The organism is Ideonella alba, from assembly GCF_018069845.1.
Taxonomy (GTDB): Bacteria; Pseudomonadota; Gammaproteobacteria; order Burkholderiales; family Burkholderiaceae_C; genus Ideonella; species Ideonella alba.
Genome location: NZ_JAGQDD010000001.1, coordinates 592,504 through 614,866 on the forward strand (window position 1 = coordinate 592,504; position 22,363 = coordinate 614,866).

The window sequence follows — 22,363 nt, forward strand, 5'->3', positions numbered from 1 at the left end:
CGGTCCCGCCATTGTTCCCGGGAGTGCTGCCAGATTGAAGAGAGCAACTTGTCAGGTTATGCTGTTTGCTTGGCAAATCGCCAACCCTACTTGGCACTCTGATCAATATGGACGATGTCGACCGCCAACTGATCGCGCTGCTGCGCGCCGATGCCCGGATGCCGGTGGTGGCGCTGGCGCGGCGCCTGAAGGTGGCGCGCGCCACGGTGCAGAACCGCATCGCCAAGCTCGAGGCCAGCGGCACCATCGTGGGCTACACGGTGCGCCTGAAGCCCGAGGTCGAGGGCCAGCGCATCCGCGCACTCACCTCGATCGAGGTGGACGGCCATGTGGGCGAGGCGGTGCGCCGCACGCTGCGCGGCCACCCCCACGTGGTGGCCCTGCACACCACCAACGGGCGCTGGGACATGATTGCCGAGCTGGCCGCCGATTCGCTGGAGGCCTTCGACCAGGTGCTGGGCGAGATCCGCCAGATCGAGGGCATCGCCACCACCGAGACCAGCATCCTGCTGTCCACCCACAAGGCCTGAGCGCCGGGGGCGATATCGCCGCCGTGGCACGAAAGCTGCGACGATGCCAGCCCTGATGCCTGCCCTGGAGCCCCGATGGACCTGCCCGCCCACCAACTGTCGATGACGGTGCTGATGACGCCCGACACCGCCAACTTCGCCGGCAACGTGCACGGCGGCACCATCCTGAAACTGCTCGACCAGGTGGCCTATGCCTGCGCCAGCCGCTATGCGGCGCGCTATGTGGTGACGCTGTCGGTCGACCAGGTGGTGTTCCGCGAGCCGGTGCATGTGGGCGAGCTGGTCACCTTCCTGGCCGCGGTCAACCACACCGGCACCAGCTCGATGGAGGTGGGCGTCAAGGTGATCGCGCAGGACATCCGCTCGCAGAGCCAGCGCCACGTCAACAGCTGCTTCTTCACGATGGTGGCGGTCGATGATGACCGCAAGCCCGTGCCGGTGCCGCCGCTGCGCCCGTTCACGCCCGACGAGAAGCGGCGCCATGCGGCGGCCGTCGTGCGCAAGGAGCTGCGCCAGGAGTTCCAGCGCCGCACCGCCGCGCTGCGCCAGGATCCCCCCCTGGAAGCCTGATGCTGCACCGCGCGCTGTCCGAGCACTTTCCGGGCGACTGGCGCTGCCAGGCGCTGAACATCAGCGGCCTGTGCGAGACCTGGCGCGCCGAAGGCCCCCAGGGCGCGCGACTGTTCATCAAGACGCTGCCGCAGGCCCGCGCCGCGGTGTTGGACGCCGAGGCCGACGGCCTGCGCGCGCTGGCCGCGGCGCGCGCGCTGCGCGTGCCTGCCGTGGCCGGCGTGTTCCTGCATGAAGGCACGGCGGTGCTGGCGCTGGAGTGGCTGGACCTGAAGCCGCTGGGCGATGTCGGCGGCGCGGCCTTCGGTGCCGCGCTGCACACCGCCGAGGCGCCGGCGCGCTACGGCTGGTCGCGCGGCAACTGGCTGGGCGCCACGCCGCAGGACAACGCCTGGAGCGCTGGCGACGGCCTGGCCGACTGGCTGGGCTTCCTGGCCACGCGCCGGCTGCGCCCGCTGGCCCAGGGCCTGGACGCGGCGCTGGTGGATGCGGTCGAGCGGTTGATCTCTCGCCTGCCGGCGCTGTTCGACGACGGCCACGTGCCGCGCCCGTCGCTGATCCACGGCGACCTGTGGAGCGGCAACTGGGGCGCGCTGGCCGACGGCACGCCGGTGGTCTTCGACCCCGCGGTGTCGGTGTCCGACGCCGAGGCCGAGCTGGCGATGATGGAGCTGTTCGGTGCGCCGCCGCCTGCGTTCTGGCCGGCCTACCGCGCAGCGGCGCCGCTGCACGGCGGCTATGTGCGGCGGCGCCCGGTCTACCAGCTGGTGCACCTGCTGAACCACGCGCGCCTGTTCGGTGGCGGCTATGCGCGCCAGGCGCTGGCGGTGGCGCAGCGCCTGATTCAGTAAACGTCGCGCAGGTAGCGGCGCTGGCGCGTCAGCGTGGCCAGCCAGTCGGCGGCCGCGTCGGGCGTCAGGCCGCCGTGCTGCACCGCCACGTCGCGCAACGCCTGGTCCACATCGCGCGCCATGCGGCTGGCGTCGCCGCACACGTACAGGTGGGCACCGTCCTGCAGCCAGGCCCACAGCGCGCCGCCCTGCTCGCGCATGCGGTGCTGCACATAGACCTTGTCGGCCTGGTCGCGCGAGAAGGCCAGGCTCAGGCGCTGCAGCGTGCCGTCGCGCTGCATCGCCTGCAGCTCGTCGCGGTAGTAGAAGTCGGTGGCGGCATGCTGCTCGCCGAAGAACAGCCAGTTCGCGCCCCGGGCGCCACGCGCGCGCCGCTCGTGCAGGAAGCCGCGGAAGGGCGCCACACCGGTGCCCGGGCCGATCATCACCACCGGGCGGTCTCCCTCCTCGGGCAGGCGAAAGCGCGGGTTGGCTTGCACGAACAGCGGCACCGGCTGGGCCGCGGTGCGGTCGGCCAGGAAGGTCGAGCACAGGCCACCGCGCAGCCGGTCGCCATGGCGGTAGCGCACGGTCGACACCGTCAGGTGCACCTCGCCCGCATGGGCGCGCGGGCTGGAGGCGATCGAGTACAGGCGCGGCTGCAGCCGCGGCAGCAGATCGACCCATTCCTGGGCGCCCAGACGTGCCGGGTGCTCGCGCAGCAGGTCGGCGGGCTGGCGTCCCCATTGCCAGCGCTGCAGCGCGGCCGCCTGCGCCGGCTGGACCAGCGCCAGCAGCGCCACGCTGCCGCTGCGCTCGGCCACGCCGGCCAGCAGCTCGGGCGTCAGGCGGGTGATCTCCAGGTGCCGCAGCATCGCCTCGGCCAGCGGCAGCTCGCCCAGGCCGTCCAGGCGGACGGGCGCCGCAGCGCTGAGCTGCAGCAGCCCCAGCAACTCGGCCACCAGGGCCGGGCAGTTGGTGGGCCACACGCCCAGCGCGTCGCCGGCCTCGTAGTGCAGGCCGCTGTCGGCCAGGTCGAAGACGAACTGGCGCACTTCCTTGCCGGCACCCGGGCCGCTGAGCAGGCGGTTGTGGCGCAGCGGCGCGGGCAGCGGATGGGCGCGCGTGCCGGGGACGGCTGCGGCCGGGGCCTCGGGCGCGTCGTCGTCGGCATCGAACAGCGCCAGCGCGGGCTGGCGTGCATCAGCGGGGCGGTGGGCCTGCAGGGCCTGCGCCACCGTGGTCAGCCAGCGCCGCATCGGCGCGGCGTGCTCGGGCGGACAGTCCACGCGCGGCGCCAGGCGCAGCGCGCCCAGGGCCAGCAGGCGCGCTTCCAACTGCCGGCCGAAACCGCAGAACTGCGCGTAGCGCGGGTCGCCGAAGGCCAGCACCGCGAACGGGCTGCTGGCCAGGTGCGCGGCCGACGGGTCCTGCAAGGCCTGCCAGAAGGCGCGCGCGCCGTCGGGCGGATCGCCGTCACCGAAGGTGCTGGCCAGCAGCAGCAGCGGCGTGCCGGCGGGCAGGTCGGTGGGCTGGCAGGCGTCCATGCCGCACAGGCGCACGCGCCAGCCGGCGCTGCGCAGGCGGCGCGCCACCTCGGTGGCGGCGTCCTCGGCGCGGCCGGTCTGCGAGGCCCAAAGCACCGTCAGCGGCGGGCCATCGCCCTCGGACTCGGGCAGGGTGCTGCGCGGGGCGGGTTCAGCGGTGGCGCGCTCGAACAGGCGCAGCGCCACCGCGCTGAGCTTGAACTCGGGCTGCAGCGACACCGGGTCCACCGCCGGGCTGGTCAGCGCATTGACCGCCAGGTCCTCGCCGTACAGGTCGTTCCAGTGGAAGGGCGCGAAGCACTGGCCGCGCTGCACCCGGTCACTCAGCCGCGCCGGCAGCACCGCGCGACCGCGGCGCGAGCGCAGCTCGACGCGGTCGCGTGCGCGGATGTCCAGCGCCGCGGCGTCGTCCGGGTGGATCTCGATGAACGGGCCCGGGTCCAGCTTGTTCAGCACCGCGACGCGGCCGGTCTTGGTCAGCGTGTGCCACTGGTGCTGCACGCGGCCGGTGTTGAGCAGCCAGCCGTACTCGGCGTCGGTGGCCTCGGCCGGCTCGCGGTGCGGGCAGGGGATGAAGCGGGCGCGGCCGCTGGGCGTGGGAAAGCGCAGCACGCCGCCCTGCCGGTCGCGCTGCGGATGGCGTCGCTCGCTGCGCCCGGGCGGGCAGGGCCATTGCAGCGGGCCCTCGCGCAGCCGTGCATGGCTGGCGCCGCGCAGGTCGTAGCCGGTGGCCGGGTTGTGGAAGCGCGCCAGCTCGTCGAAGACCTCGGCCGCGCTGCTGAAGCTGAAGCCCTGCACATAGCCCATGGCCTGCGCGACGCGGCAGATGATCAGCCAGTCGGGCAGGGCCTCGCCCGGCGCCGGCGTGGCCGCCGGCGCCAGGGTCAGGTTGCGCTCGGAGTTGACCATCACGCCATCGCCCTCGGCCCACAGTGCGCCGGGCAGCAGGATGTCGGCGTGGCGGCTGGTCTCGGTGTCCAGGAAGGCGTCCTGGCAGACCACCAGCTCGGCGCGCGCCAGGGCCGTGATCACGGTGCTGCGGTCGGCCACGCTGGCCACCGGGTTGGTGCAGATGATCCAGCAGGCGGCCACCTGGCCGGCGGCCATGCGCTCGAACAGCGCCACCGTGCCGTCGCCGGCCCGCGCGCGCAGCGTGCCGGGCGGCAGGCCCCAGACGTCCTCGGTGAAGCGGCGGTCGGCCTCGACCATCACGCTGCGCTGCCCCGGCAGGCCCGGGCCCATGTAGCCCATCTCGCGGCCGCCCATCGCGTTGGGCTGGCCGGTCAGGGACAGCGGCCCGGCACCGGCGTGGCCGATCGCGCCGGTGGCCAGGTGCAGGTTGCACAGCGCCTGCGTGTTGGCGGTGCCGTGGCTGCTCTGGTTCAGGCCCATGGTCCAGCAGCTCACCCAGCGCGTGCCGGCCTGGGCGATCCACTGTGCGGCGCGCTCCAGGTCTGCCACCGCCAGGCCGGTGAGCGCGGCCACGCGGGCCAGGTCATAGGGCGCAACCGCGGCGCTCACCGCGTCCCAGCCCTCGGTGTGCTGGGCGATGAAGCCGGGGTCGGTGTGGCCGTGCTGCTGCAGCCAGCGCAGCCAGCCGGCCAGCAGCGCGAGGTCGCTGCCGGGGCGGATGGGCAGGTGCAGGTGGGCCTTGTCGGCGGTGGCGCTGCGGCGCGGGTCCACCACGATCAGCTTCGCGCCGGCCTGCACCCGCTCCATCAGGCGCAGGAACAGGATCGGGTGGGTGTCGGCCATGTTCGAGCCGATCACCAGGAACAGCTCGGCCTGGTCGATGTCCTCGTAGCTGCCCGGCGGCGCGTCGGCGCCCAGTGAGGCCTTGTAGCCGGCGCCGGCGCTGGCCATGCACAGGCGCGAGTTGGACTCGATCTGGTGCGTGCCGATGTAGCCCTTGGCCAGCTTGTTGGCCAGGTACTGCGCCTCGATCGACATCTGGCCCGAGACATACAGCGCCACCGCGTCGGGGCCGTCGCGGTCGATCAGCGCGCGCAGGCGCTGGCCGGTCTCGCGCAGCGCGCTGTCCATGGGCACGCGCACCGGCTCGTGCGAGCGGTCGTGGCGCAGGTAGGCGCTGTCCATGCGGCCCGGCGCGGTGAGCGGCACGGCGCAGGTCTGGCCCTTGGTGCACAGCCGGCCGCGGTTGGCCGGGTGCTGCTCGTCGCCGCGCACGCGGATGATGCGCTGCTCGCTGTCGCGCTCCAGCACGATGCCGCAGCCCACGCCGCAGTAGGGGCAGACGCTGCGCACCTCGTCCATCGCGCGGCCTCTCAGGCGAGCAGCCAGACCGCGCCGTCGCGGGCCTGCACCTCGAAGGTCTGCAGCGTGGTGCCGGCGTCTTCCAGGCAGGCGCCGCTGCGCAGCGCGTAGTGCTGCTTGTAGACCGGCGAGGCCACCACCGGCTCGCCGCCCAGGTCGCCGACGATGCCGCGCGAGAGCACGTTGGCGCCGCTCTTCGGGTCGTGGTTGTCGAGCGCGAACAGGCGGTCATCGGCCAGGCGGAAGACGGCGATCTGGCGGCCGCTCAGCAGCGCGCAGACCCCGGTCTCGGGCAGGATGTCGTCCAGTGCGCAGATGCGCTGCCAGGCGGCGTGGGGCTGGTCCATCGGGGGCTCCTCAGACGGGGGTGGCTTCGGCGGCGGGCTGCGACTGCAGCGCGCGCTTTTCCTCGGGCGTGGCCGGGCGCGGCTGGCCGCGTTCCTCGACAAACACCACGTTGGCATCACCCGCCTCGCTGTTGACGAAGGTGCGCAGCTGCTGCAGCGTGGCCGGTGTCTCCAGCGCCACCTTCCACTCGCAGGCATAGGCGCCGATGACCTGGGCCATCGCGGCCTCCAGCTCCTCGCCAATGCCCAGCGAGTCCTGCATCACCACCGCCTTCAGGTAGTCCAGGCCGCCTTCCAGGTTGTCGCGCCAGGTGCTGGTGCGTTGCAGGCGGTCGGCGGTGCGGATGTAGAACATCAGGAAGCGGTCGATCGCGCGGATCAGACCGGCCTCGTCCAGGTCGCTGGCCAGCAGCTCGGCGTGGCGCGGCTTCATGCCGCCGTTGCCGCACACATACAGGTTCCAGCCGCGCTCGGTGGCGATCACGCCGACGTCCTTGCCCTGCGCCTCGGCACACTCGCGGGTGCAGCCCGAAACGCCGAACTTGATCTTGTGCGGCGCGCGCAGGCCCTTGTAGCGGTGCTCCAGCCGAAGCGCCATGCCCACCGAGTCCTGCACGCCGTAGCGGCACCAGGTGGAGCCGACGCAGCTCTTGACGGTGCGCAGCGCCTTGCCGTAGGCGTGGCCCGACTCGAAGCCGGCGTCGACCAGCTCGCGCCAGATCTGCGGCAACTCATGGGCCTGGGCGCCGAACAGGTCGATGCGCTGGCCGCCGGTGATCTTGGTGTAGAGCTTGTGGCGCTGCGCGATCTGGCCGATCGTGATCAGCTGCTGCGGCGTGATCTCGCCGGCCGGCACGCGCGGCACCACCGAGTAGGTGCCGTCCTTCTGGATGTTGGCCAGGAAGCGGTCGTTGGTGTCCTGCAGCGGCAGGTGCTTCGGGGCCAGCACGAAGTCGTTCCAGCAGCTGGCCAGGATGCTGGCCACCGCCGGCTTGCAGATGTCGCAGCCATGGCCGCGGCCGTGCTTGGCGATGAGATCGCCGAAACTGCGGATGCCACCGACGCGCACCAGGTGGTACAGCTCCTGGCGCGAGTGCGGAAAGTGCTCGCAGACATGGTTGGTCACCGCCACGCCCTGGCGCTTCAACTCGGCCTTCAGCACCTGCTGCACCAGCGGCACGCAGCCGCCGCAGGAGGTGCCGGCGCGGGTGCAGGCCTTGAGCGCGCCCAGCTCGTGCACGCCCTCGGCGATGGCGCCGCAGAGCTGGCCCTTGCTGACGTTGTTGCAGGAGCAGATCTGGGCCGTGTCGGGCAGCGCGTCCACGCCCAGGCCCACGGGGGCGCCGTCGCCGGCGGGCAGGATCAACTGCTCGGGCGCGGCCGGCAGCGCCAGGCCATTGAGCACGTACTGCAGCAGCGTGCCGTACTCGCTGGCATCGCCCACCAGCACCGCGCCCAGCAGGGTCTTGCCATCGGCGCTCAGCACCAGGCGCTTGTAGAGCTGCTTGGGCTCGTCGCTGAAGGCGATGCTGCGGCAGCCCGGCGTGCGGCCCTGGGCGTCGCCGATGCTGGCCACGTCCACGCCCATCAGCTTGAGCTTGGTCGACAGGTCGGCGCCGCGGAAGGCCGCCGTGGCCTCGCCGGCCACCTGCGCGGCCACCACGCGCGCCATCTCGTAGCCGGGGGCCACCAGGCCGAAGACCTGCTCGTTCCAGGCGGCGCACTCGCCGATCGCGAAGATCGCCGGGTCGCTGCTGCGGCACTGGTCGTCGATCACCACGCCGCCGCGCGGGCCCACGGCCAGCGCGCACTGGCGCGCCAGCTCGTCGCGCGGGCGGATGCCGGCCGAGAAGACCAGCATGTCGGTCTCCAGGTGGGTGCCGTCGGCGAACACCAGGCGGTGGCGCGCCGTGGCGCCGTCGGTGATCTCCAGCGTCTGGCGGCTGGTGTGCACCTGCACGCCCAGGCCCTCGATGCGCCGGCGCAGCAGTGCGCCGCCGGCCTCGTCGATCTGCACCGCCATCAGGCGCGGCGCGAACTCCACCACGTGGGTGCCCAGGCCCATGTCACGCAATGCCTTGGCGCACTCCAGCCCCAGCAGGCCGCCGCCAATGACCACGCCGCTGGACGACACCGCACCCGAGGCCTGCATCGCCTGCAGGTCCTCGATCGTGCGGTAGACATGGCAATGGTCGCGGTCGCGGCCCGGGATCGGTGGCACGAAGGGCACCGAGCCGGTGGCCAGCACCAGCTGGTCGTAGTGCAGCTGCTCGCCGTCGGCCAGGCGCAGCGTGCGCTCGCGCCGCTCGATGCTGGCCACCCGCGCGCCCAGGCGCAGCGTCAGGCCGGGGCGCTCGTAGAAGCCGGGCGTGACCAGGGACAGATCGTCGGCGCTGCGCCCGGCGAAGAACTCGCTCAGGTGCACGCGGTCGTAGGCGGCGCGCGGCTCCTCGCCCAGCACCGTGACCTGCAGACCGGCGGCCGGCAGGTCGGGGATGCGCTGCAGCAGTTCCTCGACGAAGCGGTGGCCGACCATGCCGTTGCCGGCGACGACCAGATGGGTGTGCGGGGCCATGGCGGGGTGTCTCATGCCGCCTTCTCCACATGGCCTTGCCGCGTGTAGAGGAAGTCGATCACCGCCTTGCGGTAGGCCTGGTACTGCGCGTCGTCGGCCAGCGCCACGCGGCTGCGCGGGCGCGGCAGCTCGACGTGCAGCACCTCGCCGATCGTGGCGGCGGGGCCGTTGGTCATCATCACGATCTTGTCGGACAGCAGCACGGCCTCGTCCACGTCGTGGGTCACCATCACCACGGTGGCGCGGGTCTTGGCGACGATCTCCAGCAGCTCGTCCTGCAGCTTGGCGCGGGTGAGCGCATCCAGCGCGCCGAAGGGCTCGTCCATCAGCAGCACCTGCGGCTCCATCGACAGCGCCCGGGCGATGCCCACGCGCTGCTTCATGCCGCCCGAGATCTCGCCGGGGCGCTTGCCCGCGGCATGGCCCAGGCCCACCAGGGCCAGCGCGGCCTCGGTGCGGGCCTTCAGCTGCGCCTTGCTCTCGCGGCCGCCGAACACGCGTTCCACCGCCAGGTGGATGTTCTCGAAGCAGGTCAGCCAGGGCAGCAGCGAGTGGTTCTGGAACACCACCGCACGCTCCGGCCCGGGGCCCTTGATCTCCTTGTCGGCGCACAGCAGCACGCCCTCGGTGGGCGCGGTCAGGCCGGCGATCAGGTTCAGCAGCGTGGACTTGCCGCAGCCCGAGTGGCCGATCAGCGCGACGAACTCGCCCTGGGCGACGTGGAGGTCGATGTCGCGCAGTGCGGGGAACAGGCCCTGCTTGGTCTTGAAGGTCTGCGCGACGCCCTGGATCTCGATGTACTTGGCGGTGTTCATGCCTTGACCTCCTCGTAGGTGAACAGCGAGGCCAGGCGGATCAGCGCGGCCTCCAGCAGCAGGCCGACACCCCCGATCACGAAGATCGCGATGATGATCGACGAGACATTCAGGTTGTTCCACTCGTCCCAGACCCAGAAGCCGATGCCCACGCCGCCGGTCAGCATCTCGGCGGCCACGATCACCAGCCAGGCCGTGCCCACCGCCAGGCGCACGCCGGTCAGCAGGTAGGGCAGCACCGCGGGGAACAGGATCTTGGTGAAGACCTTCCACTCGCTCAGGTTGAGCACGCGGGCGACGTTCAGGTAGTCCTGCGGCACGCGCTGCACGCCCACCGCGGTGTTGATGATCATCGGCCAGATCGAGCAGATGAAGATCGTCCAGATGGCGGCCGGGTTGGCGCCCTTGAAGACCAGCAGACCGATCGGCAGCCAGGCCAGCGGCGAGACCGGGCGCAGCAGGCTGATCAAGGGGTTGAACATGCGCGAGAGGAACACCGAGCGGCCGATCGCGAAGCCCGCCGGGATGCCCACCAGCGCCGCCAGGCCGAAGCCGATCCCCACGCGCTTGAGCGAGGACAGGATGTTCCAGCCGATGCCCTGGTCGTTCGGGCCGTTGCTGTAGAACGGGTCGGAGAAGACCTTCACCGCCTGCGCCCAGGTCTCGGCGGGCTTGGGGATGCCGCTGCCGGTGGTGGACGCAATGCCCTGCCACACCAGCACCAGCAGGCCCAGGCCGAAGATCGGCGGCAGCACCGCCATCCACAGGCCACGCCAGTCGCGCGGGGGACGGCGCGGCGTGGGCGCGGGCGCGCTCTCCAGCGGGGCGGACTTGGCAGGCGCCGGCGCAGCGGCCGGCGGGACCGGGGCCGCGGCGGCCTCGATCGGCGAATGGAAGATGGCAGCGACCATGGTGGCGTCCCTTTCGGCCTCAGGCCTTGATGGCGAACGAATCGGCGTACTTGGCCGGGTCCTTGCCGTCCCAGACCTTGCCGTCGATCAGCTTGCTGCTGCGCATCGGGTCCTTGGGCACGCTGATGCCCATGGCGCTGGCGACCGACCTGTACAGATCGACTTGGTTGACCTGCTTGGCCACGGCCAGGTAGTCGGGGTGGGTCTTCATCAGGCCCCAGCGCTTGTGCTGGGTCAGGAACCACATGCCGTCGGACAGGAAGGGGAAGTTCACCAGCCCGTCGTTGAAGAACTTCATGTGGTTGGGGTCGTCCCAGGTCTTGCCCAGGCCGTTCTGGTAGCGGCCCAGGATGCGCTGGTTGATCGCGTCGACGCCGGTGTTGATGTAGGCCTTCTGCGCCACCGTCTCGGCCATCTTCATCTTGTTCTGCAGGCCGGCGTCGATCCACTTGCTGGCCTCGAGCACGGCCATCATCACGGCGCGCGTGGTGTTGGGGTACTTCTTGACGAAGTCGGCGCTGGTGCCCAGCACCTTTTCCGGGTGGTCCTTCCAGAGGTCCTGGGTGGTGTTGGCGGTGATGCCGATGCCATCCATGATGGCGCGGTGGTTCCAGGGCTCGCCGACGCAGAAGCCGTCCATGTTGCCCACGCGCATGTTGGCCACCATCTGCGGCGGCGGCACGGTGATCAGCTTGGCGCCGCTGAGCGGGTTGATGCCGAAGCTGGCCAGCCAGTAGTGCATCCACATCGCGTGGGTGCCGGTGGGGAAGGTGCCGGCGAAGGTGTATTCGCGCGGGTTGGCGGCGATGTGCTTGGCCAGCGACGGGCCGTCGACCGCGCCCTTGTCGGCCAGCGCCTTCGACAGCGTGAAGGCCTGGCCGTTGTTGTTCAGGTTCATCAGCACGGCCATGTCCTTCTTCGGACCGGCGGTGCCCAGGTGCACGCCGTAGACCAGGCCGTAGAGCACGTGGGCCATGTCCAGCTCGCCGCTGACCAGCTTGTCGCGCACGCCGGCCCAGCTGGCTTCCTTGCTGGGCACGATGGTCACGCCGTACTTCTTGTCGAAGCCCAGCACGCTGGCCATCACCACGCTGGCGCAGTCGGTCAGCGGTATGAAGCCGATCTTCACTTCTTCCTTCTCGGGCTTGTCCGAGCCGGCGGCCCAGACGCCGCTGTGGCCCAGGCTGGAGAACACGGTGGCGGCGCCGACGGCGGCGCCCTTCTTCAGCACATCGCGGCGCGACGGATCGGGGGTGCGGGTGGTCATGGGCAACTCCTGAGGCCAAAAGAAACGGGGTCGGAAAACGACAACGGCGCCCATCGCCAGGCCTGCGGGTGCAAGCCGGCAATGGACGCCGTTGTCCGTGTCCGGGAAGACTTCATCGCACCACAACCGCCATTGGCCGCGGTGCCTTGAACGCTTCTCAGCAGAACCCGTGCCAGACCCAGGGTTCACCCGGGGTGGCGCGGCAAGTCCTTGAATTTCCTGGGGAATCTTCAGGAGCGTGGTGCGCGGGTCGGCCCATCGGCCACGCACGAGGCTGGTGCGTCAGCGCCCGCAGGCACTGCGGCAGTGCATCAACGGCCGGGCGGGGGCGGCAGCACCGCGGCCATGGCCAGCACGGCCTCGGCCACGTCCACCAGGCGGCGGCTCTGGTTCATGGCCATCTGGCGCATGGTCTTGTGCGCCTCGTCCTCGCCCAGCTGGCGGTGCGCCATCAGCAGGCCCTTGGCGCGCTCGATGGTCTTGCGCTCGTTCAGGCTGGCGCGCACGGTGTCGAGCTCGTCGCCCATCGCCTGCAGGCGCCGCGCCTGGTCGCGCACCAGGGCCAGGACCGAGCCGTCCACCGGCGGGCCGACCGCCAGGCTGGCCGGCAGGCCGGCGGCCGCGGTCGGCTCGTCGAAGAAGGCGCTGTCCTGCCCGCTGGGCCCGGCGGCGCGCAGCTGGTCGCCCAGGCGTTCGAGCTCGGCCAGCTCCTGCTCGGTGGCGCGCAGGCGCTGGCCGCACAGCGCCTGCAACTCGCTGGCCAGCGCGTCCTCGACCGATTTCATCGCGTCGAGCCGGGCGGTGCAGGCGTCGAACCAGACCTGGCTGAGGCCGGTGTCCAGCGGGCCGTCGGCGGGCGTGGTGCACAGCACGCGCCGCAGGCGCTCCAGCGGCAGCAGGTGGTCGGGGCGCTGCAACTGCTGCCAGGTGGTGGACAGCCCGGGGCCCGCGACATCGGCGAACACTTGCAGGCAGCGCTCTTGCGACTCGATCAGGTGCAGCAGGCGCTGCTGGCTGTCGGTCTCGGCGCGGCCGGCGGCGAACAGGGCCGAGCCCGCCGCTCGCTCCTGACCGGCGAACTCCTTGCCCTGCAGGAAGTTGAAGAAGGCCACCAGGTGGCGCGAGATGTCCGGGTCCAGGGCGCTGTCCGCCGCCTCGAAGACCACCGCCAGCAGCGCGCTGATCACCCGCACATAGGCCTCGGTGGCGCGCGGCGCCGACCAGTGGCGCGCCTGCACCTGCTCGCGCAGCGTGCCCAGCGCTGCCAGGCCTTGCATCGCGTAGGCGATGGCGGCGAACAGGCGGGCGCGGTGGCCACTGGGCCCGGTGTCGGTGTCGAGCTGCTCGAAGGCGTAGAGCACCTCCTCCTGCAGGCCCTGGCTGCCGGCCACCTGGGCCAGGCGCTCATCGGCCCAGTGGCGCCCTTGCGAACCCAGGAACAGGTTGCTCAGGCCGCGCTCGCGCTGCAGCGCATGCACCAGGCGACCCACGGCGTTGACCAGGGCGCCGGTCAGCACCAGGCGGCGCAGGCTGGCGATCTCGCTGCGCTTGGCAGCCTTCAGGAAGGACAGGGCGGATTTCATCGACCCACCCGCCGGCAGCAACATCCGTGCCGTCGGCGATTCAGGCGGGCTCGCGCTGCGACGGCGGCAGCACCGCCGCGGCCTGGGTGAACAGGCTGCGCAGCCAGGCGATGCCCTGGTCTTGGCGGCGGTACTTGTGCCACTGCACGGCCTGCTGCATCGGCGGGATCTCGATCGGGCAGGGCCGCACCACCAGCGGCCACACCGACAGGAACAGGCGCGCCAGGCGCTCGTGCATCGTCGCCACATGGTCGGTGCCGACCAGCAGCCCCGGCACCGTGGCAAAGCCGTAGCTGGAGGCCACGATGCGCCGCGTCACGCCCAGCCGGGTGATGAACCAGTCCTCGTACGAGGCCGACGCGGCGTCCTGCGGATGCATCACCACATGGCCGGCGGCCAGGTAGCGCGCGCGGGTCAGTGCGCCGCGGGCCAGCGCGCCGTCCTGCCAGACCGCGCAGACGAAGCGCTCCTGGTAGAGCACCTCGCTGGGGTGATCGGCCGACAGCAGGGCCTGCGGCAGCACCAGCAGATCGGCCTCGCCCCGCTCCAGGCTGCGGTGCGGCTGGGCGATCTGCGGCAGGAAGTCGATGCGCACCCTCGCGCCCTGGCCGGCGGCCAGCGCCATCACCTGGGGGCCGATCACCATCTGCGTGTAGTCCGACGCGAAGACGCGGAACACCCGCTCACTGCGCGCGGGGTCGAAATCGGGCTGGGTGGCGATCGTGCTGTCCACCCGCACCAGCACGTCGCGCACCGGCTGCTGCAGCGCCTCGGCGCGCGGCGTGGGCTCCATCTTGCGACCCACTTGCACCAGCAGCTCGTCGTCGAAGTACTCGCGCAGCCGGGCCAGCGCGTCGCTGGTGGCCGAGGGGCTGAGGTTCAGCCGCGCGGCCGCGCGCGTCACGCTGCGCTCGGTCAGCAACGCGTCCAGCGCGACCAGCAGGTTCAGGTCCAGGCGGTTGAATCGCATCGATGGATCCGAGGGATAACCCTTGATGATTCGGTTTCATCGAATCATGACATGGATCGAATCCGCTTTTCCAAACGCGTCCGGGCCGCAAGACTGCGCCCCATGTTCAGGTACTTCCCCACCAACTACGTCTGGAACCTGTCGGTCGATCTGGCGATCGAGATGGGCGCGCGCATCGGCGAGATCGAGGCCATGTGCGCCCCGCTGCAGGAGGCCGCCAAGGCGCCCGATGCCGCCGGCACGCAGGCCTTCCGCGAGACCTGGGTGCGCATGGCCGACCAGCTCTGCGCCCTGGCCGAGGAGGACGAGGCGCGCGGCCGCCGCTTCAGCGCCGGCGAGAAATACCGCCGCGCCGCCAGCTACCTGCTGACCGCCGAGCGTCTGCAGGCGCACCACGCCCCTGGCCGCCTGGCGCTGTACCAGCGCGAGCTGGCGCTGTTCCAGAAAGGCTCGGCGCTGCTGGGCGACCCGGTGCAGCGGGTCGAGATTCCCTACGAAGGCCAGACGCTGTCGGCGCTGTACCGGCCGGCCGAGGGCCTGCGCCCCGGCGAGCGCGCACCGATCCTGGTGCAGCTCAACGGCCTGGACTCGACCAAGGAGATGAAGGTCCTGGTCGGCCTGCCGGCCTGGCTGGCGCGGCGCGGCGTCTCGTCGCTGGTGGTGGACCAGCCCGGCACCGGCGAGGCGCTGCGCCTGCACGGCCTGACCGCGCGCTTCGATACCGAGCACTGGGCCAGCCGCGTCGTCGACTGGCTGGAGCAGCACCCGCAGGTGGATGCCGCGCGCATCGGCTGCGAGGGCGTCTCGCTGGGCGGCTACTACTGCCCGCGCGCGGTGGCGATGGAGCCGCGCTTCGCCTGCGGCGTGGCCTGGGGCGCCAACCACGACTGGCGCGACGTGCAGAAGCGCCGCCTGGAGAAGGAAGGCAACTTCCCGGTGCCGCACTACTGGGCCCATGTGTGCTGGGTCTGGGGCGCCAAGGACATCGAGGACTTCATGCGCATCGCCGAGGACGTGCACCTCGACGGCGTGGTCGAGAAGATCCGCGTGCCCTTCCTGGTCACCCACGGTGCCAACGACTCGCAGATCCCGCTGAAGTGGGCCGAGCGCACCTACGAACAGCTGGTGAACAGTCCGAAGCGCGAGCTGAAGGTCTTCACCGAGCGCGAGGGCGGCAGCCAGCACGCCAGCTTCGACAACAGCATCAACGCCGGCCACTACATCGCCGATTGGGTGGCCGAGACCCTGGGCGGCCGCACCGGCGCCTGAGCACCAAGGACCCCACCATGCAGATCATCGGACCCGATGCGCTGGTCTTCGGCGTCGACGACGTCGCCGCCTGCGCGCAGTTCCTCACCGACTACGGCCTGACGCCGGTCGGCCTCACCGAGACCGGCGGCCGCTTCGAGGCCGAGGACGGCACCGCCGTGGTCATCGCCCGTGCCGACGACCCGGCGCTGCCACCGCCGATGGGCACCGCCAGCCTGCTGCGCAAGACCGTCTACGGCGTGAAGGACGCCGCCACGCTGGCGGCGATCGCCGAGGAGCTGGGCCGCGACCGCGAGGTGCGCCAGCTGCCCGACGGCTCGATCGAGGCCGCGGACGACATGGGCTTCGTGCTGGGCTTCCAGCTCACCGTGCGGCGCCCGCTGCGGGTGGCCGGCGAGGCCGCCAACACGCCGGGTCAGCCCGCGCGCGGTCTGAACGTGGTGGCCGTGGCCGAGGACATGCCGCACCGGCCGCTGACGCTGTCGCACGTCGTCTACTTCGTGCCCGACGAGCCGCGCGCCGCCGCCTTCTACACCCAGCGCCTGGGCTTTCGCTGCACCGATCGGCTGGAGGGCGCCGGCCCCTTCCTGCGCCCGGCGGGCACCGACGACCACCACACGCTGTTCCTGATCCAGACGCCGCCGTTCATGAAGGGCGTCGAGCACTTCACCTTCCACATGAGCGGCCCCACCGCGGTGCTGCAATCGGGCTACCGGCTGGTGGCCAAGGGCTACCAGTCGTTCTGGGGGCCGGGCCGCCACAAGATGGGCTCGAACTGGTTCTGGTACTTCAACAGCCCGCTGGCCACCCATGTCGAGTACGACGCCGACATGGACCGCCACGACGACGCCTGGACCGCCCGCAGCGTGCCGCTGAGCGCCGATGCCTCGCAGGCCTTCCTGTTCCAGCCGCGCGACAAGTGGTTCCCCGGCGGCGGCCCGCCCCCCGGGGCCGGCGGTCCCCGCTGAGCCGCTCGCTGTACGCACCACCCACCCCCAGGCGAGGACCACCTCGCCGGCCCCCAGGAGACATCCCATGACCCTCGCAGCCCAACGCATCCTGATCATCGGCGGCGGCTTCTCCGGCATGTCCGCCGCGATCGAACTGCGCAAGCACGGCGCTGACGTGGACCTGGTCGAGATCGACCCCGAATGGCGCAACTACGGCGCCGGCATCAGCCTGGGCGGCGCCACGCTGCGCGCCTTCCGCCAGCTCGGCGTGCTGGACGCCTTTCTGCAGCAGGGCGCGGCCAGCGACGGCGTGCAGCTGCGCCTGCCGCACGGTCAGCCGATCGGCGAGCTGCCCACGCCGCGCATCGCCGGCCCCGACGTGCCCGGCGGCGGCGCGATCATGCGCCCGGTGCTGGCCCGCATCCTGGCCGACGCCACCCGCGCCAGCGGCGCCACCGTGCGCCTGGGCTGCACCTTCACGTCGATCGAGCAGGATGCCGAGGGCGTGGAGGTCAGCTTCACCGACGGCCAGCGCCAGCGCTACGACCTGGTGATCGGCAGCGACGGCCTGTATTCCAAGGTGCGCGAGGCCCTGCTGCCCGACGCCCCGCGGCCCGCCTACAGTGGCCAGGCCGTATGGCGCGCGGTGCTGCCGCGGCCCGACGAACTCAAGACCATCACCATGTGGATGGGCGGCGCGGTCAAGCCCGGTGTCAACCCGGTCTCGGCCGAGGAGCTCTACCTCTTCGTCACCGAGCGCCGCCCGACCAACGACCATGTCGACCCGGCCACCTTCGCCGACACGCTGCGCGCGCTGCTGGCCCCGTTTCCCGACCCGATGCTGCAGGCGCTGCGCGCCCAGATCAGCCCCGCGTCGCAGATCGTCTTTCGCCCGCTGGAGGGCATGCTGGTGCGCGGCGACTGGTACCGCGGCCGCGTAGTGCTGATCGGCGACACGGTGCACGCCACCACGCCGCACCTGGCCTCGGGCGCCTGCATCGGTATCGAGGATGCGATCGTGCTGGCCGATGAGCTGGCGCGCCACGCCAGCGTGGCCGAGTCGCTGGCCGCCTTCCAGGCCCGCCGCTATGAGCGCTGCCGCATGGTGGTCGACAACTCGGCCCGCCTGGGCCAGATCGAGATGGAGGGCGGCGACAAGGACGAGCACGCCCACATCATGCGCACCTCGCTGATGGCGCTGGCGCAGCCGACCTGAGACGGGAGCCGCCGACGATGCGACCGCTGCAACGCCCCCGCCGCCTGGTGGATCTGTCGATCTACCTGGAGAACGATGTGCTCTCCGACCCGCCGCCGCTGGCGCCGAAGATCACCTACCAGAAGCACCAGGACACGCTGCCCGAGTTCATGGCGATGATCCCGGGCACCACGCCGGAGGACTATCCCGAGGGCGAGGCCGCTGCCGCCGAGTGGGTGACGCTGACCACTCACAACGGCACCCACCTGGACGCGCCCTGGCACTTCCATTCCACGCAGGACGCGAAGAACGGCGGTGCGCGGCCCAGCATCACGATCGACCAGGTGCCGCTGGAGTGGTGCTACCAGCCTGGCGTGAAGCTGGACTTCCGCCACTTCCCCGATGGCTATGTGGCCACCGCGGCCGACGTCGAGGCCGAACTGGCGCGCATCGGCTGGACGCTGCAGCCGCTGGACATCGTGCTGGTCAACACCCGCGCCGGCTCGCGCTACGGCCACCCCGACTACCTGGGTGCCGGTTGCGGCATGGGCTACGAGGCCACGATGTACCTGCTCGAGCGCGGCGTGCGCCTGACCGGCACCGACGCCTGGAGCTGGGACGCGCCCTTCTCGTACACCGCAAAGAAGGTGGCCGAGACCGGCAACAAGGCGCTGATCTGGGAAGGCCACAAGGCCGGCCGCGACATCGGCTACTGCCACCTGGAAAAGCTGCACAACCTGGAGGCGCTGCCTGCGCACGGTTTCCTGGTCAGCTGCTTCCCGCACAAGATCCGTGGCGCGTCGGCCGGCTGGACCCGCGCCGTGGCCATTTTCGAGGACTGACGCCATGCGACTGGCCACCCTGAACGACGGCAGCCTGGATGGCCGCCTGATCATCGTTGCAAGCGACGGCGCCCGCGCCGCCCACGCCCCCGCCCCCTGGACCACGCTGATCGGCGCGCTGCAGCAGTGGGCCACCGCCGAGCCCGCGCTGCGCGCTGCGGCCGCCGCGCTGGACGCAGGCGAGGGCGGCTTCGCCTTCGATCCTGCGGCCTGCGCCGCGCCGCTGCCGCGCGCGCCGCAGTGGCTGGACGCCTCGGCCTTCCTGAACCACGGCCGGCTGATGGAGAGCGCCTTCGGCACGCCGCCGATCCCCGACTTCGACACCGTGCCGGTGATGTACCAGGGCGCCAGCGACGATTTCCTGGGGCCGCATCAGGACGTGCCGCTGCCCTCCGAGGCCCACGGCATCGACTTCGAGGGCGAGTTCGGCGTCATCGTCGACGCTGTGCCCATGGGCGCCACGCCGGCCCAGGCGCTGGCCGCCGTGCGCCTGGTGGTGCAGCTCAACGACTGGAGCCTGCGCGCGCTGGGCCAGCACGAGGTGCGCACCGGCTTCGGCTTCCTGCAGGCCAAGCCCAGCACCGCGTTCGCGCCGATCGCCGTCACCCCCGAAGCGCTGGGCCCGGCCTGGCAGGCCGGCCGGCTGAACCTGCGCCTGCACGTGCAGTGGAATGGCGAGCGCTTCGGCGAACCCTCGGCCAGCGAGATGAACTTCGACTTCGGCCAGCTCATCGCCCACGCGGCGCGCACGCGGCGGCTGAGCGCCGGCACGATCGTCGGCTCGGGCACGGTGTCCAACGCCGAGCGCGGCGCAGGCTCGGCCTGCATTGCCGAGCGCCGCATGATCGAGAAGCTGGCGCACGGCGAGATCCGCAGCGGCTTCATGCGCTTTGGCGACCGCGTGCGCCTGCAGGCCTGCCACGCCGATGGCCGCCCCGGCCCTTTCGGTGCGATCGACCAGCGCGTGGTGGCGGCGGGGGCGCCGTGACGAGGGTGCGCCTGCTGGGCGCCGGGCAGCACCTGGCGCTGTCCTCGGGCTCGAACCGGACGCCGGTGGCACCACCCGTGGCACCGCCGCTGCCGTCTGGCCTGGGCGATGATCCGCGCCAGCTGATGGAGCGCTTCGTCGACCTGCTCTACCGCCGCCGCCAGGTGCGCGCGGCCTTCGAGTCCTGCGTGGTGCGCACCGGTTTCCGTGACCATGACCCGTCACGCCCCGGCGGCCGCCAGGCGGCCATCGAGATGCTGGCGCGCAAGCTGGCCGAGCCCGACTTCTTCGTCGAGGTCGAGCGTGTCTTCCTGGACGGCGACCGCGCGGTGGTGCACACCTGGGTCGGCTCAGGGACGGATCGCCACCAGCGCCTGGACCTGTTCCGCATCGACGCCGGCCGCATCGTCGAACACTGGGGCTTTGACGAGACCGGCCGGTCGGTCTGTGCCCATTCCCTGCCTACGGAGACCGCTTGATGCGTTCCAAGATCCAGCGAGGCATCAGCCTCTACAGCTTCCAGGAAGAGATGTTTCTGGGCCAGATGAGCGTGGAGGACGTGATCGCCTTCAGCGCCAGCATCGGCGCCCGCGCGGTGGAGATCCTGCCCGAGCAGAACATGCCCACCTTCCCGAACATCAGCGACGCGCAGATCGCCCAGTGGCACGAGATGCTGGCCCGCCACGGGGCGCACTTCTCGTGCTATGACATGTTCCTGGACACCAAGCGCCACAAGGACCGGCTGCTCACCGACGACGAGCAGGTCGACAGCATCCACCGCGACCTGCGCCTGTGCCACCGCCTGGGCATCCGCAACATGCGCATTCTCATCTTCGTGCGCCCGGACATCCTGGAGCGCTGCGTGCCGCTGGCCGAGCAGCTCGACGTGCACATGGGCGTCGAGGTGCATGCGCCCTGGTACCTGGACCACGCCTGGATCCAGCGCACGATCGAGGTGGCCGACCGCTTGAAGACCCGGCACCTGGGCATCCTGCCCGACATGGGCATCTTCATGAAGCACTACCCGCCGGTGATGCGCGCGCGCTATGAGCGCCAGGGCGCGCGGCCCGAGGTGACGCAGTTCATCGTCGACAGCCACGAGCAGAAGATCATGTGCGAGTACACGATCTACGAGGTGGCGGTGAAGATGCAGGGCAACAAGGCCGAGGTGGCGATGGCCGAGAGCCTGCGCCACAACCCCTACGCGAACCCCAGGCGCATCGGCGACTTCGCGCCCTACTTCCGCCACATCCAGGCCAAGTTCTACGAGATGACCGAGGACTGCCGCGACCCGTCACTGGACTACGAGGCGGTGATTCCCGAGCTGGTGAAGGTCGGCTGGGAGGGCACGCTGTCGTCCGAGTACGAAGGCAACCGCTGGATCCAGGACGTGCAGGCGGTGGACAGCCGCGAGCAGGTGCGCCGCCAGCACGTGATGTTCGAGCGGCTGATCGCCCAGGCCGAGCAGGCGCAGCCAGCAGGAGCCCAGTGATGTTTGACAAGTACATCATCGACCCAGCGTCGGTGGCCAACACCGGGCCGGCCGACGCGCCCACCGGCTTTTCCTTCACCAGCAAGCTGGGCTACTACCGCGGCCTGGGCCTGTCGATGGTGGAGGACCTGAAGGTCTCGATCGACGGCCAGGCGCTGCCGCGCGAGGCCATCACCTTCGACGAGGGGCCCGGCCCGCTGAGCCTGGACCAGATGGAGACCGCGCTGGAGCGCCGCTGGGCCTTCGGCGCCCCCGCCACCATCAGCGTGGCGCTGCCGGGCGGCTTTCCCCGGGGCGAGCACACGCTGGCGCTGCAGCAGCGCCTGCGCATCTCCTACATGCCCTTTCCCAGCGTCAACCACGACGAGAAGCGCATCCGCTTCGGCTGATCGGGGCTGCAGGCCTTCAAGCCGAATCGCGCACGACCAGTTGATGACCCAGCGTGCGGGAGGCCGGGCGCTGGCCGCTCAGCCGCGCCAGCAGGATCTCGGCGGCGGTGGCGCCCAGCTCGCGCATCGGCTGCGACACCGTGGTCAGCGCCGGCTCGAACACGGCGGACAGCGGCAGGTCGTCAAAGCCCACCACCGCGATGTCCTCGGGCACGCGCCGACCGGCGCGTCGGAAGGCCTTGATCGCGCCAATCGCCAGTGTGTCCGACACCGCAAAGACCGCGGTCGGCGGCTCCAGCAGCGCCAGCAGTCCACCGGCGGCCTGCGCGCCGGCGTCGTAGTCCAGGCTGGCGGCCAGCCGCACCAGTTGCGCATCCGGCTTCAGACCGGCACGCTCGATGGCCATCTCGTAGCCCTCATGGCGCAGCTGCGCCCAGCGGTAGGTTTCGTCGGCGGTGATCAGTCCGATGCGGCGGTGACCGCGGTTGAGCAGGAACTGCACCGCGTCGATCGCCGCCTGGCGGTGGTCGATGCTGACGTAGGGCGGACCGGCCTTGGGCAGGTACTCCGAGCAGTTGACCCAGGGCAGGTTGCGCAGCTCGCCCAGCAGCGTGCCGTCGTCATTGAGGTGGGCCAGGTTGATCACGCCGTCGGCGAGGCGGTTGTAGATCGCATCCAGCGCGGTGGTGTGCGGGGCCTCGTCGCCGGCGGCGTCGGTCAGCAGCAGCTTGTAGCCCGCCGGCCGGATCACCGACTCCACGCCCTGCACGATCTGCGCATAGAACGGATTGGCGAAGTCGGGCACCAGCACCATCAGCAGGTGGCTTTGCGCCATGGCCAGGCTGCGACCGGCGGCATTGCCGCGGTAGCCGGTGGCTGCGATCGCACGCTCCACGCGCTTGCGCGTCTCGGGGTTCACCGGCTTGCTGTTGTTCATCACCCGCGAGACGGTGGCGATGGACACCCCCGCCAGGCGGGCGACCTCGTCGATGGAGGGCAGGTTCTTCATGGGGCGTGCC

Annotated in this window: 20 protein-coding genes; 11 read left to right on the plus strand and 9 right to left on the minus strand. The window is 71.2% G+C overall.

All coding sequences use genetic code 11. The features are described 5' to 3' along the window. Positions 1-107 precede the first annotated feature (107 nt). From KAK03_RS02550 to KAK03_RS02560, 3 genes are all read left to right on the plus strand, one after another. Positions 108-530: an Lrp/AsnC family transcriptional regulator gene (locus tag KAK03_RS02550; RefSeq protein ID WP_210803564.1), complete on the plus strand. Its 423-nt coding sequence runs from the start codon at positions 108-110 to the stop codon at positions 528-530. Positions 531-605: 75 nt separating this feature from the next. Continuing rightward, positions 606-1,100, plus strand: a complete 495-nt coding sequence (locus KAK03_RS02555) for an acyl-CoA thioesterase (protein ID WP_210851597.1) — start codon at positions 606-608, stop codon at positions 1,098-1,100. After that, the gene (locus KAK03_RS02560) at positions 1,100-1,951 is read left to right on the plus strand and encodes a fructosamine kinase family protein (RefSeq protein WP_210851598.1); all 852 of its coding nucleotides are present in this window, start codon (positions 1,100-1,102) and stop codon (positions 1,949-1,951) included. Before KAK03_RS02555 ends, KAK03_RS02560 begins: the two co-directional genes overlap by 1 nt. Here the strand turns inward: KAK03_RS02560 and KAK03_RS02565 are convergent. From KAK03_RS02565 to KAK03_RS02600, 8 genes are all read right to left on the minus strand, one after another. Next, a complete protein-coding gene (locus tag KAK03_RS02565; protein ID WP_210851599.1) occupies positions 1,945-5,751 on the minus strand; it encodes a bifunctional nitrate reductase/sulfite reductase flavoprotein subunit alpha in 3,807 nt (1,268 codons plus the stop codon). The two genes, KAK03_RS02560 and KAK03_RS02565, sit on opposite strands and share 7 nt — an antisense overlap. Positions 5,752-5,762: 11 nt before the next feature. Continuing rightward, positions 5,763-6,098 (minus strand): nitrite reductase small subunit NirD, encoded by a 336-nt coding sequence (gene nirD / locus KAK03_RS02570; RefSeq protein WP_210803567.1) that lies wholly within the window; start codon positions 6,096-6,098, stop codon positions 5,763-5,765. A 10-nt stretch (positions 6,099-6,108) separates the two neighbouring features. Then, positions 6,109-8,688, minus strand: a complete 2,580-nt coding sequence (nirB, locus tag KAK03_RS02575; RefSeq protein ID WP_247660869.1) for a nitrite reductase large subunit NirB — start codon at positions 8,686-8,688, stop codon at positions 6,109-6,111. Then, positions 8,685-9,488 (minus strand): ABC transporter ATP-binding protein, encoded by an 804-nt coding sequence (locus KAK03_RS02580; RefSeq protein WP_210851600.1) that lies wholly within the window; start codon positions 9,486-9,488, stop codon positions 8,685-8,687. Before KAK03_RS02580 ends, nirB begins: the two co-directional genes overlap by 4 nt. Further along, a complete protein-coding gene (ntrB, locus tag KAK03_RS02585; protein WP_210851601.1) occupies positions 9,485-10,399 on the minus strand; it encodes a nitrate ABC transporter permease in 915 nt (304 codons plus the stop codon). Before ntrB ends, KAK03_RS02580 begins: the two co-directional genes overlap by 4 nt. A gap of 19 nt (positions 10,400-10,418) precedes the next feature. Further along, a complete protein-coding gene (locus KAK03_RS02590) occupies positions 10,419-11,666 on the minus strand; it encodes an ABC transporter substrate-binding protein (RefSeq protein WP_210851602.1) in 1,248 nt (415 codons plus the stop codon). Positions 11,667-11,977: 311 nt separating this feature from the next. Continuing rightward, entirely contained in the window at positions 11,978-13,249 is a 1,272-nt protein-coding gene (locus KAK03_RS02595) for a nitrate regulatory protein (protein WP_210851603.1), read from the minus strand. 40 nt (positions 13,250-13,289) lie between these two features. Next, a complete protein-coding gene (locus KAK03_RS02600) occupies positions 13,290-14,219 on the minus strand; it encodes a LysR family transcriptional regulator (RefSeq protein WP_210851604.1) in 930 nt (309 codons plus the stop codon). Positions 14,220-14,321: 102 nt separating this feature from the next. Here KAK03_RS02600 and KAK03_RS02605 point away from each other — a divergent pair, with 102 nt between their 5' ends. From KAK03_RS02605 to KAK03_RS02640, 8 genes are all read left to right on the plus strand, one after another. Continuing rightward, positions 14,322-15,488 (plus strand): alpha/beta hydrolase family protein, encoded by a 1,167-nt coding sequence (locus tag KAK03_RS02605; protein ID WP_210851605.1) that lies wholly within the window; start codon positions 14,322-14,324, stop codon positions 15,486-15,488. 17 nt (positions 15,489-15,505) lie between these two features. Next, entirely contained in the window at positions 15,506-16,456 is a 951-nt protein-coding gene (locus KAK03_RS02610) for a VOC family protein (protein ID WP_210851606.1), read from the plus strand. A gap of 67 nt (positions 16,457-16,523) precedes the next feature. Beyond that, a complete protein-coding gene (locus tag KAK03_RS02615; protein WP_210851607.1) occupies positions 16,524-17,654 on the plus strand; it encodes an FAD-dependent oxidoreductase in 1,131 nt (376 codons plus the stop codon). 17 nt (positions 17,655-17,671) lie between these two features. Then, the gene (locus KAK03_RS02620) at positions 17,672-18,475 is read left to right on the plus strand and encodes a cyclase family protein (protein WP_210851608.1); all 804 of its coding nucleotides are present in this window, start codon (positions 17,672-17,674) and stop codon (positions 18,473-18,475) included. Positions 18,476-18,479: 4 nt separating this feature from the next. Further along, positions 18,480-19,463 carry a fumarylacetoacetate hydrolase family protein gene (locus tag KAK03_RS02625; RefSeq protein ID WP_210851609.1) on the plus strand — a complete coding sequence of 328 codons (984 nt, stop codon included), beginning with the start codon at positions 18,480-18,482 and terminating at the stop codon, positions 19,461-19,463. Continuing rightward, the gene (locus KAK03_RS02630; protein ID WP_210851610.1) at positions 19,460-19,942 is read left to right on the plus strand and encodes a nuclear transport factor 2 family protein; all 483 of its coding nucleotides are present in this window, start codon (positions 19,460-19,462) and stop codon (positions 19,940-19,942) included. Before KAK03_RS02625 ends, KAK03_RS02630 begins: the two co-directional genes overlap by 4 nt. Next, positions 19,942-20,955: a sugar phosphate isomerase/epimerase family protein gene (locus KAK03_RS02635; RefSeq protein WP_210851611.1), complete on the plus strand. Its 1,014-nt coding sequence runs from the start codon at positions 19,942-19,944 to the stop codon at positions 20,953-20,955. The genes KAK03_RS02630 and KAK03_RS02635 overlap by 1 nt, the downstream gene beginning before the upstream one ends. Further along, positions 20,955-21,344, plus strand: a complete 390-nt coding sequence (locus tag KAK03_RS02640; protein ID WP_210851612.1) for a C-glycoside deglycosidase beta subunit domain-containing protein — start codon at positions 20,955-20,957, stop codon at positions 21,342-21,344. Before KAK03_RS02635 ends, KAK03_RS02640 begins: the two co-directional genes overlap by 1 nt. A 16-nt stretch (positions 21,345-21,360) precedes the next feature. On the opposite strand, the gene KAK03_RS02645 is transcribed toward KAK03_RS02640, so the two are convergent. Then, positions 21,361-22,353, minus strand: coding sequence for a LacI family DNA-binding transcriptional regulator (locus tag KAK03_RS02645; protein ID WP_210851613.1), 993 nt, complete (start codon positions 22,351-22,353; stop codon positions 21,361-21,363). Between the last annotated feature and the right edge of the window lie 10 nt (positions 22,354-22,363).

Coding starts and splice junctions, on each gene's coding strand:
- nirB (WP_247660869.1), bottom strand. CDS start 8,688: ATGAGACACCCCGCCATGGCCCCGCACACCCATCTGGTCGTCGCCGGC.
- KAK03_RS02580 (WP_210851600.1), bottom strand. CDS start 9,488: ATGAACACCGCCAAGTACATCGAGATCCAGGGCGTCGCGCAGACCTTC.
- KAK03_RS02605 (WP_210851605.1), top strand. CDS start 14,322: ATGTTCAGGTACTTCCCCACCAACTACGTCTGGAACCTGTCGGTCGAT.
- KAK03_RS02600 (WP_210851604.1), bottom strand. CDS start 14,219: ATGCGATTCAACCGCCTGGACCTGAACCTGCTGGTCGCGCTGGACGCG.
- KAK03_RS02560 (WP_210851598.1), top strand. CDS start 1,100: ATGCTGCACCGCGCGCTGTCCGAGCACTTTCCGGGCGACTGGCGCTGC.
- KAK03_RS02615 (WP_210851607.1), top strand. CDS start 16,524: ATGACCCTCGCAGCCCAACGCATCCTGATCATCGGCGGCGGCTTCTCC.
- KAK03_RS02640 (WP_210851612.1), top strand. CDS start 20,955: ATGTTTGACAAGTACATCATCGACCCAGCGTCGGTGGCCAACACCGGG.
- KAK03_RS02645 (WP_210851613.1), bottom strand. CDS start 22,353: ATGAAGAACCTGCCCTCCATCGACGAGGTCGCCCGCCTGGCGGGGGTG.
- KAK03_RS02550 (WP_210803564.1), top strand. CDS start 108: ATGGACGATGTCGACCGCCAACTGATCGCGCTGCTGCGCGCCGATGCC.
- nirD (WP_210803567.1), bottom strand. CDS start 6,098: ATGGACCAGCCCCACGCCGCCTGGCAGCGCATCTGCGCACTGGACGAC.
- KAK03_RS02610 (WP_210851606.1), top strand. CDS start 15,506: ATGCAGATCATCGGACCCGATGCGCTGGTCTTCGGCGTCGACGACGTC.
- KAK03_RS02595 (WP_210851603.1), bottom strand. CDS start 13,249: ATGAAATCCGCCCTGTCCTTCCTGAAGGCTGCCAAGCGCAGCGAGATC.
- KAK03_RS02625 (WP_210851609.1), top strand. CDS start 18,480: ATGCGACTGGCCACCCTGAACGACGGCAGCCTGGATGGCCGCCTGATC.
- KAK03_RS02565 (WP_210851599.1), bottom strand. CDS start 5,751: ATGGACGAGGTGCGCAGCGTCTGCCCCTACTGCGGCGTGGGCTGCGGC.
- KAK03_RS02555 (WP_210851597.1), top strand. CDS start 606: ATGGACCTGCCCGCCCACCAACTGTCGATGACGGTGCTGATGACGCCC.
- KAK03_RS02635 (WP_210851611.1), top strand. CDS start 19,942: ATGCGTTCCAAGATCCAGCGAGGCATCAGCCTCTACAGCTTCCAGGAA.
- ntrB (WP_210851601.1), bottom strand. CDS start 10,399: ATGGTCGCTGCCATCTTCCATTCGCCGATCGAGGCCGCCGCGGCCCCG.
- KAK03_RS02590 (WP_210851602.1), bottom strand. CDS start 11,666: ATGACCACCCGCACCCCCGATCCGTCGCGCCGCGATGTGCTGAAGAAG.
- KAK03_RS02620 (WP_210851608.1), top strand. CDS start 17,672: ATGCGACCGCTGCAACGCCCCCGCCGCCTGGTGGATCTGTCGATCTAC.